Source organism: Stenotrophomonas sp. LARHCG68 (assembly GCF_052871705.1).
Genome location: NZ_JBIXJV010000001.1, coordinates 1,226,514 through 1,240,649 on the forward strand (window position 1 = coordinate 1,226,514; position 14,136 = coordinate 1,240,649).

The following is a 14,136-nucleotide window of genomic DNA, read 5'->3' on the forward strand; positions in this document are numbered from 1 at the left end:
CTCCTCCCCGGTTCGGGCCTCGCCGGGGGCCCCGTGCTTGGCGGGGGGGGGGCCCGGGCCCCCCCCCCCGCGCCTGCGGGGCAGGGCGGTGGCGTGGGTTGGTACGGGAGGTGGGTCACTTGGCTTGGGCGGCCTTCAGGGCGTCCAGCACGGCGTCGGCATGGCCGGCAACCTTGACCTTGCGCCATTCCTGCACGAGCGTGCCGTCGGGCGAGATCAGGAAGGTGCTGCGCTCGATGCCGCGCACCTGCTTGCCGTACATGTTCTTGAGCTTGATCACGTCGAAGGCGGTGCACAGGGCCTCGTCGGCGTCGCTGATCAGCGGGAACTTGAATCCCTGCTTGCCGCAGAAGTTGTCGTGTGACTTGACCGAGTCGCGGGAGACGCCGAACACCTGCGCGCCGGCACGCTTGAACCTGGGCAGCAGGGTGTTGAAATCCAGTCCCTCGGTGGTGCAGCCCGGGGTGCTGTCCTTCGGGTAGAAGTACAGCACCAGCCAGTGGCCGGCCTGTTCGGCGAGGGTGGTGGTGGCGCCGCCGGACAGGGCCAGCGGGAGGTCGAGGGTCGTGCGGTCCAGGGTGTCGCCGATGTTCATTGGATCCTTTCCGGAGCCTGGGGTAATTCGATTGCAATCACATGAAACGCCGCGCGCCTGTGACGGGCGCGCGAATGTCAGAACTTCATCGGGTCCATGATCGCGTCCAGGTTGAGGTGGTCGCAGAATTCGAGGAAGTCGTCACGCAATGCCGCGATGTGCATGTTGGAAGGCACGCCGATGGTGATCTGCGCGGAGAACATCTCCGCACCGGTCTGCATGGCCTGGTAGCGCGTGCTCTGCAGGTTCTCGATGGTGATGCCCTGGCGGTCGAAGAAGTCGGCCAGCTGGAACAGGATGCCCGGCTTGTCGGCGGCGATCACTTCGACGATGTACGGCAGCAGGTTGGACTGCACCTGCTTGGCGGCGGTGCGGTACCACACCAGCTTCAGGCCTTCCTCGCGCTCCAGGCGCGACAGCATGGCTTCCAGCTTGGCCACGGCATCCCATGAGCCGGTGGCCAGGGTGGTGACCGAGACATCACGGCCGACGGTGGAGAGGCGGGCGTCGACCAGGTTGCAGCCGCTGTCGGCGATGCGACGGGTGACGGACAGCAGGGGGGACTCCGGATGCGTCGTGTAGGCGTTGATCAGGAGGTGGTTTTCAGTCGGCAGCGGCCGCGGCGTGGTGTCGGTCAAGGTGGTTCCGGAATGCTGGAGAGTCTGAACGGCGCCGCTGGCGGCCCGTTCACTGGCGTCCAGCATACTTGCCCCTGCTTTCGACCGGCAAGTAACATGCTTTTGGTCACGAACCCGCCGTCTGGCGGGCTTCTTTACCCCCACGAAGAGCGACGATTCCTTGTCCATTACTGGTCTCATCACCGCGCTGGCCACCCCGTTCAGGGAAGACGGCGCATTGGATCCTGACGCCTGGCAGCGGCTGCTTGCATTGCAGCGCCAGGCCGGCGTGCAGGGCGTGGTCGTCGCCGGTTCCACCGGCGAGGCCGCCACGTTGTCCGACGAGGAGTACGACAGCCTGCTGCGCAGCGCGGTGTCGGCCTTCGGCGGCAAAATTCCGGTGATGGCCGGCACCGGCCTGTCCGGTACCGCGAAAACCATCGCGCTGACCCGGCGTGCCGCCGCCAATGGCGCGACCCACGCGCTGGTGGTCACCCCGCCGTACGTGCGGCCGACCCAGGAAGGGCTGCGCCAGCACTACCTGGCGGTGGCCGAGCAGGGCGGGCTGCCGGTGGTGCTGTACAACGTGCCGGGCCGCACCGGCTGCGACCTGCTGCCGGAGACGGTGGCCCAGCTGGCCACGCACCCGAACATCGTCGGCATCAAGGAAGCGGTGGGCGACATGGCGCGCCTGAAGGCGCTGCTGGAGCTGCGCAGCGACACGTTCGCCCTGCTCAGCGGCGATGACGGCACCGCCGCGCGCTCGATCCTGGCCGGTGCCGATGGCCTGGTCTCGGTCGGTTCCAATGTCCTGCCGGGCGCTTACCGGACCCTGTGCGACCTGGCCCGTGCCGGCCGGCACGAGGCGGCAGAGTCCTGGGATGCCCGCCTGCAGCCGTACCACGATTTCTGTGGCGTCGAGTCCAACCCGATCCCGGTCAAGGCGCTGCTGCAGCGCATTGGCATCGGTCACGGGCTGCGCCTGCCGCTGCTCCCGCTTTCCGCGCCGCATCACGCTGCTGCCGACCATCTGGCCGCCGACGTGGGTGCGCTGGAAGAACTATCCAGCCGCTGATCGCAGCGGCCTGAACCTCGGAGATTCACCCATGCGTCAAACCTCTACTGTTCGCGTGCTTTCGCTGGCGTTGCTGGCCGTTGCGACCATTGCCGCCACCGGCTGCCACCGCGGTGCGCGCGGCGATTACGCCCTGGCGCCGGAAGCCCGCCCGCTGGAAGTCCCGCCGGATCTGAACCTGCCCAACACCTCCGGTGCCGCGGCCATCCCGGCGCTGGCCTCGGCCAACAAGCCGGTGGCCGCTTCGCAGGCGACCGTGGCCTCCTCGCAGAGCGGCTTTACCGCCGCCGGCAGCCGCGACGAGGTTTTCGGCAAGGTGGGTGACGCGCTCGGCGGCATCGAAGGGGTGACCATCGCCAGCCGTGCGCAGCTGCTGGGCTCTTATGATGTCGGCTACGAAGGCAGCAACTTCCTGGTGCGCGTGGTGGCCGTGGATGCCGGTGCCTACGTGTCGGCGGTGGATCCGCGCGGCATGCCGGCGACGGACGCGGCCGCGGTCAAGCTGATCGCGGCACTCAAGGCCAAGCTGGCCGGCTGAGGCCGGGCCGCCGCCAGCAACGAAAACGGGCGCCCAGGGCGCCCGTTTTCATAGGGGGAGCTGTGGCGCGATCAGCGCTCGAGCAGCTTCAGCTTGTCCGGCTTGCCGTCCCAGTCGGCCGCGTCGGCCGGCGGGTCCTTGCGCACGGTCAGGACCGGCCACTCCTTGGCGAGCTCGGCGTTGAGGCCGACGAAGACCTCCTGGCCGGCCGGCACGTCGTCTTCCGGGAAGATGGCGTTGACCGGGCATTCCGGCTCGCACAGGGTGCAGTCGATGCATTCATCCGGGTCGATGACCAGGAAGTTCGGGCCTTCATGGAAGCAATCCACCGGGCAGACTTCAACGCAATCGGTGTGTTTGCACTTGATGCAGTTTTCGGTAACGACGAAAGGCATGGCGGGGTCCGGCTTTGAGCCCGGCAATTCTAGTGCAGGATGCCGTGGCAGGGCGGGGGGATGTTCGTTCGCGGCAGGCCGCGGGGCCTGGCAGGGGGCTGGGCCGCAAAACAAAAAACCCCGCAGGGCGGGGCTCTTGATGTATCGCAGACGGAGTTGGCGCTCCCTAGGGGACTCGAACCCCTGTTTTAGCCTTGAGAGGGCCACGTCCTAACCACTAGACGAAGGGAGCGTTTGGTCGCGTCTGGCGAGCGCGCTAGTATATGCACCTGGTTGCCGTTCGGCAATCCCGTAAACCCAATTGGAAGCGCCACCATCAATTCCCCAGTTACAACACCATTCACGCTGCATGTCATCCCGCGCGACCAGCACACCATTTCGCGCAAGGACATCAGCCCCAATGCGCTGCGGGTGCTGTACCGCCTGCGCGAGTCCGGCTTTGGTGCCTACCTGGTAGGTGGCGCCGTGCGCGACCTGCTGGTGGACGGGCGGCCCAAGGACTTCGACGTGGCCACCGACGCCACCCCCGAGCAGGTCAAGCAGTTGTTCCGCAACTGCCGGCTGATCGGGCGGCGGTTCCGCCTGGCCCATGTCGTGTTCGGCCGCGAGATCATCGAAGTGGCCACCTTCCGTGCCAACAGCGATGACGGCAGCGGCGACCGCGAGGTCGAGAACGGCATGCTGGTGCGCGACAACGTGTACGGCAGCATCGAGGACGATGCGGTCCGCCGTGACTTCACCTGCAACGCGCTTTATTACGCCATCGAGGATTTCTCGGTCCGCGACTACGTCGGCGGCTTCGAGGACGTGATGGCCCGGCGCATGCGCCTGATCGGCGACCCCGAGCAGCGCTACCGCGAGGACCCGGTGCGCATGCTGCGCGCGGTGCGGCTGGCCGCCAAGCTGGGCTTCGAGATCGACGGGCCGACCGCCGAGCCGATCCCGCGCCTGGCCACGCTATTGAATGAGGCCGCGCCGGCACGGCTGTTCGAGGAAGTGCTCAAGCTGTTCCTGGCCGGCCACGGCGTGGCCAGCTTCGAGGGGCTGGAGCGCTACGGCCTGCTGCAGGTGCTGTTCCCGGAAAGCGCCGCCGCGCTGAAGAGCAACCGTACCGGTGCGTTGCGCCGGATGGTCATCGCCGGCCTGCGCAGCACCGACGAGCGGGTGGCCAACGACGAGCCGGTCTCGCCGGCCTTCCTGTTCGCGCTGCTGCTGTGGCCGGCGTTCTGCCGGACCCTGATCGGCCTGCAGAAGCAGGGCCTGGCCCCGGAAGAGGCGCAGCGTCGCGCCGCCGACCGGGTGACCCTGCACCAGTTGAGCACGATCGCCCTGCCGCGCCGCTTCTCGCTGCCGATGCAGGAGATCTGGCTGCTGCAGTCGCGTTTCGCCTCGCGCCAGCGCAAGCGCGTGTTCCGCACCCTGACCCATCCGCGCTTCCGGGCGGCGTTCGACTTCCTGGTGTTGCGCCAGGTGGCCTCGCCGGAGCATGAGCAGGACATCGCGTTCTGGCAGGAAGCCCAGCAGCAGAACGGCCGCGAGCTGGAATCGAGCCTGGAGTCGATCCACGCCGAGGTCGATGCCGAGCAGGACGGCGAGGCGCCGCGTCGCCGCCGCCGTCGCCGCCGTCGCCCCGGCGGCGCGGTATCGGGCGAGTAAGCCACGATGGTGATGGCCTGCATCGGGCTCGGCGCCAATCTCGGCGACGCGCCCGGCACGGTGCGCGCCGCGATCCAGGCGCTGCGCCGGCTGCCGCAGACGCGGCTGCTGGCGGCCTCGCGCCTGTACCGCACCCCGGCCTGGGGCAAGCAGGACCAGCCGGACTTCATCAATGCCGCCGCCGCGGTGGAGACCAGCCTGCCGGCGCCAGAGTTGCTGGCCGAGCTGCTCTCCACCGAACAGGCCTTCGGGCGGGTCCGCAACCCGGGCGAGCAGTGGGGGCCGCGGACGCTGGACCTGGACCTGCTGCTCTATGGCGAGCAGGTCATCGATCTGCCGCAACTCAAAGTGCCCCATCCCTACCTGCACGAGCGTGCCTTCGCCCTGCTGCCGCTGGCCGACGTGGCACCGCTGGCGCTTATCCCGGGCCATGGAACGGTGCGGGACACACTTGCTGTCATCAAAACCTGCGACATCGCGCCGATAGGGGGATAATGCTCGGCTTATCACCAAGCGTTACCCCCATATGAGCACACACGCAGACAGCAAACCCTGGACCGTCCCGGCCCTGGCCGACGCCAAGCGCAACGGCCAGAAGCTGGTGATGTTGACCGCCTACGACGCCGGCTTCGCCCGCGCCTTCGATGCCAACGGCGTGGACCTGATCCTGATCGGTGATTCGCTGGGCATGGTCGTGCAGGGGCACGATTCCACCTTGCCGGTGACCGTGGCCGACATGGTCTACCACACCCGCGCGGTGTCGCGCGTGCTGCAGCGTGCGCTGCTGGTGGCCGACCTGCCGTTCGGTGCGGATGCGACCCCCGAGCGCGCGCTGGAGGCCTCGCTGCAGCTGCTGCAGGCCGGCGCGGAGATGGTCAAGATCGAAGGTGCCGGCTTCAAGCTGGACATCATCCGCCACCTGGTCGAGCGTGAAATCCCGGTGTGCTCGCACCTGGGCCTGACCCCGCAGTCGGTGCTGCGCCTGGGTGGCTACCGCGTGCAGGGCCGAGGTGATGCCGCCCAGCAACTGGTCGATGACGCCAAGGCCGTGGTCGCCGCCGGCGCCAGCCTGCTGGTGCTCGAATGCGTGCCCAGCCCGGTCGCCGCGCGCGTCACCGCCGCGGTCAGCGCGCCGACCATCGGCATTGGTGCCGGCCCGGACTGCGATGGCCAGGTGCTGGTGCTGCACGACTTCCTCGGCCTGGACAGCGGCCATCGGCGGCCCAAGTTCGTCAAGGACTTCCTGGCCGAAGGCGGCTCGGTCGCCGGTGCCGTACAGGCCTACGCCGACGCCGTGCGCGCCGGTACCTTCCCCGACGCGGAGCATGCGTACGCATCATGATCGAGACCGTTACCGACCTTGCCCGGCTGCGTGCCATCGTTGCCGGCTGGAAGCGCGATGGGCTGCGCGTGGGCTTCGTGCCGACCATGGGCAATCTGCATGCCGGCCATTATTCGCTGGTCAAGCTGGCGCGCCAGCACGCTGACCGGATCGTCTCCAGCGTCTTCGTCAACCCGACCCAGTTCGGTCCGAACGAGGATTTCACCCGTTACCCGCGTACCCCGGAGGCCGATACCACCGGCCTTGAGCAGGCCGGTTGTGACGTGTTGTGGCTGCCGACGGTCGAATCGATGTACCCGTTTGGCGTGGGTCTGGCCGCCAATGTCCATGTGCCGGGCGTGAGCGCCCTGCTGGAAGGGGCTTTCCGCCCCGGCCACTTCGATGGGGTCTGCACGGTGGTGAGCCGCCTGTTCAACCAGGTGCAGCCGGACGTGGCCGCGTTTGGCCGCAAGGACTACCAGCAGCTGGCGGTGATCCGTCAGATGGTGACCGACCTGGCATTCCCGATCGAGATCCTCGGCGGCGAGATCGTCCGTGAAGGCGATGGCCTGGCGATGAGTTCGCGCAACCAGTACCTGACCGCGGAGATCCGTCCGCAGGCGACGGTGATCCGGCGCGTGCTACTGGCCATGCGTGAGGCCTACCTGGCGGGCGCCACGCGCGAGCAGGTCGAGGCCGAGGGCGCCGCACAGCTGGAAGCGGCTGGTTTCCAGGTGGACTACGCGGTGGTGCGGCTGCCGGATCTGGGCGAGCCGGGGAACAGTCATGACGGTGCCCGCGTGGCGCTGGTGGCCGCCAAGCTGGGCAGCACCCGCCTGATCGACAACGTCGAGTTCTGAATGGGGCAGCAAGGGGACTTCGCCTGTCCCGCCGATGCCTGTTCCTGACTGCCGATGGCGCCCTCGTGGCGCCATCGGCGTCTTCGGGCCCCGTCCCCGGGAGCACGCTTGTTGCAGTGCGGGCAAGCCGCCATGCGGGTGCTAGACTGCGCGCTTTCACACGCAGTTTTCGGCATTGCCATGCAACTTTCCCTGCTCAAGACCAAGATCCACCGCGCCACCGTCACGCACTCGGAGCTGAACTACGAAGGCTCCATCGCCATCGATGACAACCTGCTCCAGGCCACCGGCATCCGCGAGTTCGAACAGGTGCACATCTGGGACGTGACCAACGGTGCGCGCTTCACCACCTACGCCCTGCGTGCCGAAGCCGGCAGCGGCATCATCTCGCTCAACGGCGGCGCCGCGCGCCACGTGCAGGTGGGCGACATCATCATCATCGCCGCCTTCGCCAGCATGAGCGAGGAAGAAGCCAGCCGCTTCAAGCCGAAGTTGGTCTACGTCGACGGCGACAACCGCATTTCCCACACCAACGACAGCATCCCTACACAGGCCGCATGACCACGTACAACGGATTCGACGTATTGCGCACCCACGCCCAGCGCTTGCAGGGCACGGGTATCCCCACGCTGCTGGCCGCCGAGCCGGACCGGGTGAAACGCCTGGCGCTCAAGGTCGGTCCGTTGTATGTGAACTTCGCACGGCAGAAGTACGACGCCGCCGCCCTGCAGGCGTTGCTGGAGCTGGCCGCCGCGCGCGATGTCACCGGCGGCTTCCAGCGCCTGTTCGGCGGTGAGCGGATCAACATCACCGAGGACCGCGCGGTGCTGCACAGCGCCCTGCGCGGCAACGCCAGCCAGGCGCCGGTCGCGGTTGCGGCCAACGCCGAGGCGGTGGCGGTGGCGGTGCAGCAGCGCATGGGTGCGCTGATCCAGCAGCTGGAAGCGAGCAATGTCACCGACATCGTCAGCGTCGGCATTGGCGGTTCGGACCTGGGCCCGCGATTGGTGGCCGATGCGCTGCGTCCGGCCAGCGGCGCGCGCTTCCGCGTGCATTTCGTTTCCAACGTCGATGGCGCGGCGATGCAGCGCACGCTGGCCACGCTGGACCCGGCGACCACGGCCGGCATCCTGATCTCCAAGACCTTCGGTACCCAGGAGACGCTGCTCAACGGCGCGATCCTGCGTGACTGGCTGGGTGGCAGCGCGCGCCTGTACGCGGTCAGCGCCAATCCGGAGCGCGCGGCCAAGGCGTTCGAGATCGCCGCCGAGCGCGTGCTGCCGATGTGGGATTGGGTGGGGGGGCGCTATTCGCTGTGGTCGGCGGTCGGCTTCCCGATCGCGCTGGCCATCGGCTTCGAGCGCTTCGGCCAGTTGTTGGCCGGTGCAGCGGAAATGGACGCCCACGCCGCCAGTGCGCCGCTGGACCGCAACCTGCCGGTGCTGCATGCCTTGACCGACATCTGGAACCGCAACGTGCTCGGCTACGCCACGCACGCGGTGATGACCTACGACCAGCGCCTGGCGCTGCTGCCGGCCTACCTGCAGCAGCTGGTGATGGAAAGCCTGGGCAAGCGGGTCAAGCTCGACGGCAGCCCGGTCGACGTGGACACCGTGCCGGTGTGGTGGGGCGGTGCCGGCACCGACGTGCAGCACAGCTTCTTCCAGGCCCTGCACCAGGGCACCAGCATCGTGCCGGCCGACTTCATCGGTTGCGTGCGCAATGATGATCCGTACACGGTCAACCACCAGGCGCTGTTGGCCAACCTGCTGGCGCAGACCGAGGCATTGGCCAACGGCCAGGACAGCGAAGACCCGCACCGGCAGTACCCGGGCGGCCGTCCGAGCACTTTGATCCTGCTGGATTCGCTGACCCCGCAGTCGCTGGGGGCGCTGATCGCGATGTACGAACATGCGGTGTACGTGCAGTCGCTGGTCTGGGGCATCAATGCGTTCGACCAGTTCGGCGTGGAGCTGGGCAAGCAGTTGGCCAACCAGCTGTTGCCGGCGTTGCAGGGGCAGGCGGTGGAGATCGCCGATCCGGTGACGCGCGAGGCGCTGGCGCTGCTGCGCTGATTGTCGCGCGCAGGTTGATGCAAGAACGCCGTGCAGCGATGCACGGCGTTTTCGTTTTCGCTCCCTCCCTTTCGCGCAGCGAAGGGGAGGGCTGCGGTGGGGGCTTGGGGGGGCTCGCCAGCGACGCTTGCTTCGCGACGGAAGTCGCTGCTGCCGGGCCTATCGGTTCGGGTCGCGTTCCGGGCTTGGGCGCTTGGTCAGTTTGCGCTGCAGCGAGCGGCGGTGCATGCCGAGCAGGCGTGCGGCGGCCGAGACGTTGCCGCCGGTTTCATGCAGGGCCTGCTGGATGTGTTCCCACTGCAGGCGGCTGATCGGGGTCATCGAATCCGGCGGCTCGACGTCGTCCGGCTCTTCGCCGCCCTCGTCATCCTCGCCCAGCGCACGCAGGATCATCTGCACGGTCGCCGGCTTGGGCAGGTAGTCATCGGCACCGAGCTTGATCGCTTCCACTGCGGTGGCGATCGAGGCATAGCCGGTCACCAGCAGGATGCGCATGTCCTGGCGCAGTTCGCGCAGCGGCTGGATCAGGTTCAAGCCGGACTCGGTGCCCAGCTTCAGGTCGATCAGGGCGAACGCCGGTGGCGTCTGGGTGGCCAGCTGCAGCGCACTGACGGTGTCGGTGGCGGTCACGGTCTGGATGTCGCGCCGCGCCAGCGTGCGTTGCAGGGTGCGCAGGTACAGCGGGTCATCATCGACCAGCAGGCCGTGGGAAGCGGGAGCAGTCATGCATTTACCTCGGTGGTGTTCAACGGCAGGCGGAAGCCGACGCGTGCTCCCTGGCCTTCGGCCGGACGCATCCACAACTCGCCATGCAGGCGCTCCATGGTGGCATGGGACAGGGCCAATCCCACGCCCATGCCATCGGTTTTTCCGCTGTTGAACAGTGTGCCCGGCAACGCCGCATCGTTGGCATTGAAACCGGGGCCGTAATCGCGCACTTCACCGTAGAGCTGGCCGTCACGCACGCGGATGTCCAGGTCCACCTGCGCTCGTCCACTGCGCTCGCCGGCATCGGCGGCATTGTTGAGCAGCACCTGCAGCAGGTGGCCCACGCCCGGGTCCAGCTTCAGCTCGAGCGGGGCATTGGCATTGCGGCGCAGCTGGATGGTCGGGCGCACCAGCCGCCATTGTTCGAGGACATGGCCGATGGAGACGTCGGCGCGGCTGCGCGCGCCTTCGGCCGGGGCGGCCAGCGCCAGGACGCGCTCGCGGCATTGCACCAGCAGGCCGCGCAGTGTCTCCAGGTCCTCGCGCATTTCCAGGTTGTCGTTTCCCTGTTCGGCGATGTCATCGACCAGCAGGGTCATCGTCGCCAGCGGCGTGTTCAATTCATGCGCGACCGAGGCCGCATGCGTGGCCAGCGCGACGATGCCCTCGTTGCGGACGAAGCGCTCGCGCAGCAACGCGAGCTGGTTCTCGCGCTCGCGCAGCGCGGCGGCCAGTCGGGTGGAGAACACCAGCACCACCACGCTGGAGAGCAGGAAGTTGGCCGCCGCTCCCCACAGGTGCAGGTCCATCGAGTTGAAGTAGCCACCCTGCAGCGGCAGGCCGAACACCGCGCTCAGCGCATAGCCGCCGACGCAGGCGGCGGCCACCGCGTGGGTCCAGCGCAGGGGCAGGGCCAGCGCGGCCAGCGCGATCAGGATCAGGAACAGCGAACCGAACGGGTTGGCGATGCCGCCGCTCCAGCCCACCATCCAGGTCAGCACCGTCACGTCGACCAGGATATGGCCGAAGGCGGTGACCGGGGCCGGGTTGGAGTCGTGCACGCGCAGCTGGACGTACAGGTTGAACAGGGCCAGCACGAACACGCCGGCCCACAGCTGCTGTTGGGGCAGTTCCAGGCCCAGCAGCCAGGTGGCGACGAGGATGGTGGCGGCCTGGCCCGCGCAGGCCAGCCAGCGCAGGCTGCACAGGGTGCGGAGGAAGGAGGTGTCCTGGGATTCCATGGGCGCCATCGTATGCTGTCGGGCCGGTTGTCGTGCAATGGAGGGTTCATGCCCGCGAGGCGGCCGGCGCGCTAAAATGCCGCCCATGTACGACGCCGTCACTCGCCCAACCCCACCCACCGACGCCACCGCGTGGCCCCGCCGCATCACCCAGGCCGTGACCATCGGCGGTGTGAAGGTGGGCGGTGGCAATCCCGTGGTCGTCCAGTCGATGACCAACACCGATACCGCCGACGTGGCGGCCAGCGTCAAGCAGGTCGCCGACCTGTGGCGCGCCGGCTCGGAGATGGTGCGGCTGACCGTCAACAACCCCGAATCGGCCGCCGCCATCCCGCGCATCGTCGAGAAGCTGCGGATGATGGGCATCGAGGTGCCGCTGATCGGCGACTTCCATTACAACGGCCACCAACTGCTGACCAATGAACCGGCCTGTGCCGAGGCGCTGGCCAAGTACCGCATCAACCCGGGCAATGTCGGCTTCGGCAAGAAGAAGGACACCCAGTTCGCGCAGCTGATCGAGTTCGCGATCAAGTACGACAAGCCGGTGCGCATCGGCGCCAACTGGGGTTCGCTGGACCAGGCGCTGGCCGCGAAGTTGATGGACGAGAACAGCCAGCGCGAGCAGCCTTGGGATGCCGGCCGGGTGCTGCGCGAGGCGCTGATCCGCTCGGCGCTGGATTCGGCGCAGACCGCCGTGGAGCTGGGCCTGCCGCGTGATCGCATCGTGCTCTCGGCCAAGGTCAGTGGCGTGCAGGAACTGATCGCGGTCTACCGTGACCTGGCCAACCGCTCCGATTTCGCCCTGCACCTGGGCCTGACCGAGGCGGGCATCGGCAGCAAGGGCATCGTTGCCTCGTCGGCGGCGCTGGCGGTGCTGCTGCAGGAAGGCATCGGCGACACCATCCGCATCTCGCTGACCCCGGAACCGGGCCAGGCGCGCACGCAGGAAGTCATCGTCGCCCAGGAACTGCTGCAGACCACCGGCCAACGTGCGTTCACGCCGATGGTCACCGCCTGCCCGGGCTGTGGTCGCACCACCTCCGAGTTCTTCCAGGAGCTGGCCAAGGTGGTGCAGAACCATGTGCGGGAGAAGATGCCGGTGTGGCGCGTCAGCCACCCGGGGGCCGAGAACATGACCCTGGCGGTGATGGGGTGCATCGTCAACGGGCCAGGTGAGTCGCGTCACGCCAACATCGGCATCTCGTTGCCAGGCACCGGCGAGACGCCGGCCGCGCCGGTGTTCGTCGATGGCGAGAAAAAAGTGACCCTGCGTGGTGAGAACATCGCCCAGGAATTCGTCGCGCTGATCGACGACTACGTCGAGACCCGGTATGCGCGAAGCTTCGGCTGAGTCCCGGAGCGAAGCCGCCGGTGTGCGGCGCTGGCTGGCCCACAATGCGTGGCGGCTGGTGCTGTTGTTCGTCGGCGTGCTGTTGCCCTTGGCGGGGTTCGTCACCCTCGCCGACGACATTCATGAGGCCGAAGCCTTCCATTTCGACGATGCGCTGCTGTTGCACCTGCATGGGCTGGCCACGCCAGGGCTCAACACGTTCTTCGTGGTGCTGTCCAAGCTGGGCTACGAATGGGGCGTCATCCCGCTGGATGTGCTGATCGTGGCGGTGCTGCTGCTGCGCCGGCGCTGGCGCAAGGCAGCATTCGCGGCCACCGCGTTCGTGGGGTCGGCGCTGCTGAACCTGGGCAGCAAGCAGCTGTTCCAGCGTGAACGCCCGAGCCTGTGGGAATCGATCGCCCCGGAGAGCACGTTCAGCTTTCCCAGCGGGCACGCCATGGGCTCGATGACCCTGGCCGTCACGGCGGTGCTGCTGACCTGGCACACCCGCTGGCGTTGGCCGGTGCTGCTGGCCGCCATCACCTTCGCGGGGCTGGTCAGCCTGTCACGGGTGTACCTGGGCGTGCACTATCCCTCCGATATCCTGGGGGGCTGGTGTGCCGCGCTGGTCTGGGTGATCGGCGTCCACACGGTGATGTTCCGGCGCCGCTGGTCGCTTCCGGCACCATGATTCGCTGTCAGATTGTCAGCGATTTTTACTAAGAAAAGTCTTAAATGCGCGGGGGAAAAGGGCTGATGGATCAGCTCCGCGCATCACGCGATAGTAGCTCCAACGGCGTCGTTGCAGTGTTTCAGCGTCGTGACGGCACGGGATGCAGGTCATGCGCCGCGTGATCCGGTCAGCGAAGCGCTGACCCGGTTGCAGAGTGTTCTGACGGGTTCTGGTCGATAATACGCAAGGCCTTGGTCTTGGGTGGCGGTGGGGACCGTCGCCTCGTGTGCCCCCGGCGGGCAATGGCTCTGGCTTCAACTATCACCTCGGTACGAGGACTGCGGTATGACCATCAGCGTTTTTCTCATCGATGACCATGCGCTTGTGCGCACGGGCATCCGGATGATCCTCTCCGGCCAGGCCGACATAGAGGTCGTCGGTGAAGCGGACAGCGGCGAGGCCGCGTTGCCGCAGATCCGTCGGCTGCGTCCCGACGTGGTGCTGTGCGACCTGCATCTTCCCGGGTTGAGCGGGCTGGAGATCACCGAACGCATCGTCAAGGGCGACCATGGCACGCGGGTGATCATCGTGTCGGTGCTGGAGGATGGGCCGATGCCGAAGCGGTTGCTGGAGGCCGGTGCGTCGGGGTACGTGGGCAAGGCCGGCGATTCGCGCGAGCTGATCCGCGCGGTGCATGACGTTGCCGCCGGCAAGCGTTACCTGGCCAACAGCATTGCCCAGAACCTGGCGCTGTCGAACCTGGAGGGTGAGTTGTCGCCATTTGATTCCCTGTCCCCGCGCGAGCTGGAGGTGGCGTTGCTGTTGATCCAGGGCCACCGCCAGGAAGAGATCGCGCGGCGCTTGAGCCTCAGTGCCAAGACGGTCAATACGCACAAGGCGCGGCTGTTCCAGAAGATGGGGGTACAGGACAACATCGCCCTGGCGCGGTTGGCCACGCAGTACGGCGTGGGTGATCCGGCCCGCGCGCTCTGAGCCAATTCCAATCGCATGGAAGGCAGGGTGGTCGCGAGGCCGCCCTTTCTTTTTGCCCG

General features: G+C 67.6%; 16 protein-coding genes and 1 tRNA gene. 11 read left to right on the top strand and 6 right to left on the bottom strand.

The window, feature by feature from the left end:
• Nucleotides 1-115 precede the first annotated feature (115 nt).
• A complete protein-coding gene (locus ACIPR8_RS05335) occupies nucleotides 116-595 on the bottom strand; it encodes a peroxiredoxin (protein WP_446540349.1) in 480 nt (159 codons plus the stop codon).
• A 77-nt stretch (nucleotides 596-672) separates the two neighbouring features.
• Entirely contained in the window at nucleotides 673-1,233 is a 561-nt protein-coding gene (locus tag ACIPR8_RS05340; protein ID WP_132862794.1) for a glycine cleavage system protein R, read from the bottom strand.
• Between the two features lie 160 nt (nucleotides 1,234-1,393).
• Here ACIPR8_RS05340 and dapA point away from each other — a divergent pair, with 160 nt between their 5' ends.
• Nucleotides 1,394-2,287: a 4-hydroxy-tetrahydrodipicolinate synthase gene (gene dapA / locus ACIPR8_RS05345; protein ID WP_132862795.1), complete on the top strand. Its 894-nt coding sequence runs from the start codon at nucleotides 1,394-1,396 to the stop codon at nucleotides 2,285-2,287.
• Nucleotides 2,288-2,318: 31 nt separating this feature from the next.
• The gene (locus tag ACIPR8_RS05350) at nucleotides 2,319-2,825 is read left to right on the top strand and encodes a hypothetical protein (RefSeq protein ID WP_446540350.1); all 507 of its coding nucleotides are present in this window, start codon (nucleotides 2,319-2,321) and stop codon (nucleotides 2,823-2,825) included.
• Between the two features lie 71 nt (nucleotides 2,826-2,896).
• Here the strand turns inward: ACIPR8_RS05350 and fdxA are convergent, their stop codons facing one another.
• Both fdxA and ACIPR8_RS05360 read right to left on the bottom strand, forming a co-directional pair.
• Nucleotides 2,897-3,220 (bottom strand): ferredoxin FdxA, encoded by a 324-nt coding sequence (fdxA, locus tag ACIPR8_RS05355; RefSeq protein WP_132862797.1) that lies wholly within the window; start codon nucleotides 3,218-3,220, stop codon nucleotides 2,897-2,899.
• Between the two features lie 157 nt (nucleotides 3,221-3,377).
• Nucleotides 3,378-3,452: transfer RNA gene (locus ACIPR8_RS05360), tRNA-Glu, on the bottom strand.
• 41 nt (nucleotides 3,453-3,493) lie between these two features.
• Here ACIPR8_RS05360 and pcnB point away from each other — a divergent pair.
• From pcnB to pgi, 6 genes are all read left to right on the top strand, one after another.
• A complete protein-coding gene (gene pcnB / locus ACIPR8_RS05365) occupies nucleotides 3,494-4,876 on the top strand; it encodes a polynucleotide adenylyltransferase PcnB (RefSeq protein ID WP_425603743.1) in 1,383 nt (460 codons plus the stop codon).
• Between the two features lie 6 nt (nucleotides 4,877-4,882).
• A complete protein-coding gene (folK, locus tag ACIPR8_RS05370) occupies nucleotides 4,883-5,371 on the top strand; it encodes a 2-amino-4-hydroxy-6-hydroxymethyldihydropteridine diphosphokinase (protein WP_446540351.1) in 489 nt (162 codons plus the stop codon).
• A 31-nt stretch (nucleotides 5,372-5,402) separates the two neighbouring features.
• Nucleotides 5,403-6,218 carry a 3-methyl-2-oxobutanoate hydroxymethyltransferase gene (panB, locus tag ACIPR8_RS05375; RefSeq protein ID WP_132862799.1) on the top strand — a complete coding sequence of 272 codons (816 nt, stop codon included), beginning with the start codon at nucleotides 5,403-5,405 and terminating at the stop codon, nucleotides 6,216-6,218.
• On the top strand, nucleotides 6,215-7,057 hold the full coding sequence (gene panC / locus ACIPR8_RS05380; protein ID WP_446540352.1) for a pantoate--beta-alanine ligase: 843 nt from the start codon (nucleotides 6,215-6,217) through the stop codon (nucleotides 7,055-7,057). The genes panB and panC overlap by 4 nt, the downstream gene beginning before the upstream one ends.
• 180 nt (nucleotides 7,058-7,237) lie before the next feature.
• Nucleotides 7,238-7,618 (top strand): aspartate 1-decarboxylase, encoded by a 381-nt coding sequence (gene panD, locus ACIPR8_RS05385; protein WP_192288096.1) that lies wholly within the window; start codon nucleotides 7,238-7,240, stop codon nucleotides 7,616-7,618.
• Nucleotides 7,615-9,132 (top strand): glucose-6-phosphate isomerase, encoded by a 1,518-nt coding sequence (pgi, locus tag ACIPR8_RS05390; RefSeq protein WP_446540353.1) that lies wholly within the window; start codon nucleotides 7,615-7,617, stop codon nucleotides 9,130-9,132. Before panD ends, pgi begins: the two co-directional genes overlap by 4 nt.
• 159 nt (nucleotides 9,133-9,291) lie before the next feature.
• Here the strand turns inward: pgi and ACIPR8_RS05395 are convergent, their stop codons facing one another.
• Both ACIPR8_RS05395 and ACIPR8_RS05400 read right to left on the bottom strand, forming a co-directional pair.
• Complete coding sequence (locus ACIPR8_RS05395; protein WP_132862803.1) at nucleotides 9,292-9,858, bottom strand: response regulator transcription factor; 567 nt, start codon at nucleotides 9,856-9,858, stop codon at nucleotides 9,292-9,294.
• Nucleotides 9,855-11,081: an ATP-binding protein gene (locus ACIPR8_RS05400; protein WP_132862804.1), complete on the bottom strand. Its 1,227-nt coding sequence runs from the start codon at nucleotides 11,079-11,081 to the stop codon at nucleotides 9,855-9,857. The genes ACIPR8_RS05395 and ACIPR8_RS05400 overlap by 4 nt, the downstream gene beginning before the upstream one ends.
• Nucleotides 11,082-11,166: 85 nt before the next feature.
• Here ACIPR8_RS05400 and ispG point away from each other — a divergent pair, with 85 nt between their 5' ends.
• The 3 genes from ispG to ACIPR8_RS05415 all read left to right on the top strand — a co-directional run bounded on the left by ispG (nucleotide 11,167) and on the right by ACIPR8_RS05415 (nucleotide 14,077).
• Entirely contained in the window at nucleotides 11,167-12,432 is a 1,266-nt protein-coding gene (ispG, locus tag ACIPR8_RS05405; protein WP_446540354.1) for a flavodoxin-dependent (E)-4-hydroxy-3-methylbut-2-enyl-diphosphate synthase, read from the top strand.
• On the top strand, nucleotides 12,413-13,102 hold the full coding sequence (locus tag ACIPR8_RS05410; RefSeq protein ID WP_192288100.1) for a phosphatase PAP2 family protein: 690 nt from the start codon (nucleotides 12,413-12,415) through the stop codon (nucleotides 13,100-13,102). The genes ispG and ACIPR8_RS05410 overlap by 20 nt, the downstream gene beginning before the upstream one ends.
• 327 nt (nucleotides 13,103-13,429) lie before the next feature.
• Nucleotides 13,430-14,077 carry a response regulator gene (locus ACIPR8_RS05415; RefSeq protein ID WP_446540355.1) on the top strand — a complete coding sequence of 216 codons (648 nt, stop codon included), beginning with the start codon at nucleotides 13,430-13,432 and terminating at the stop codon, nucleotides 14,075-14,077.
• Nucleotides 14,078-14,136: the final 59 nt, after the last annotated feature.

Coding starts and splice junctions, on each gene's coding strand:
- ispG (WP_446540354.1), top strand. CDS start 11,167: ATGTACGACGCCGTCACTCGCCCAACCCCACCCACCGACGCCACCGCG.
- ACIPR8_RS05335 (WP_446540349.1), bottom strand. CDS start 595: ATGAACATCGGCGACACCCTGGACCGCACGACCCTCGACCTCCCGCTG.
- panC (WP_446540352.1), top strand. CDS start 6,215: ATGATCGAGACCGTTACCGACCTTGCCCGGCTGCGTGCCATCGTTGCC.
- ACIPR8_RS05410 (WP_192288100.1), top strand. CDS start 12,413: ATGCGCGAAGCTTCGGCTGAGTCCCGGAGCGAAGCCGCCGGTGTGCGG.
- ACIPR8_RS05350 (WP_446540350.1), top strand. CDS start 2,319: ATGCGTCAAACCTCTACTGTTCGCGTGCTTTCGCTGGCGTTGCTGGCC.
- pgi (WP_446540353.1), top strand. CDS start 7,615: ATGACCACGTACAACGGATTCGACGTATTGCGCACCCACGCCCAGCGC.
- folK (WP_446540351.1), top strand. CDS start 4,883: ATGGTGATGGCCTGCATCGGGCTCGGCGCCAATCTCGGCGACGCGCCC.
- ACIPR8_RS05415 (WP_446540355.1), top strand. CDS start 13,430: ATGACCATCAGCGTTTTTCTCATCGATGACCATGCGCTTGTGCGCACG.
- panB (WP_132862799.1), top strand. CDS start 5,403: ATGAGCACACACGCAGACAGCAAACCCTGGACCGTCCCGGCCCTGGCC.
- ACIPR8_RS05400 (WP_132862804.1), bottom strand. CDS start 11,081: ATGGAATCCCAGGACACCTCCTTCCTCCGCACCCTGTGCAGCCTGCGC.
- panD (WP_192288096.1), top strand. CDS start 7,238: ATGCAACTTTCCCTGCTCAAGACCAAGATCCACCGCGCCACCGTCACG.
- fdxA (WP_132862797.1), bottom strand. CDS start 3,220: ATGCCTTTCGTCGTTACCGAAAACTGCATCAAGTGCAAACACACCGAT.
- ACIPR8_RS05395 (WP_132862803.1), bottom strand. CDS start 9,858: ATGACTGCTCCCGCTTCCCACGGCCTGCTGGTCGATGATGACCCGCTG.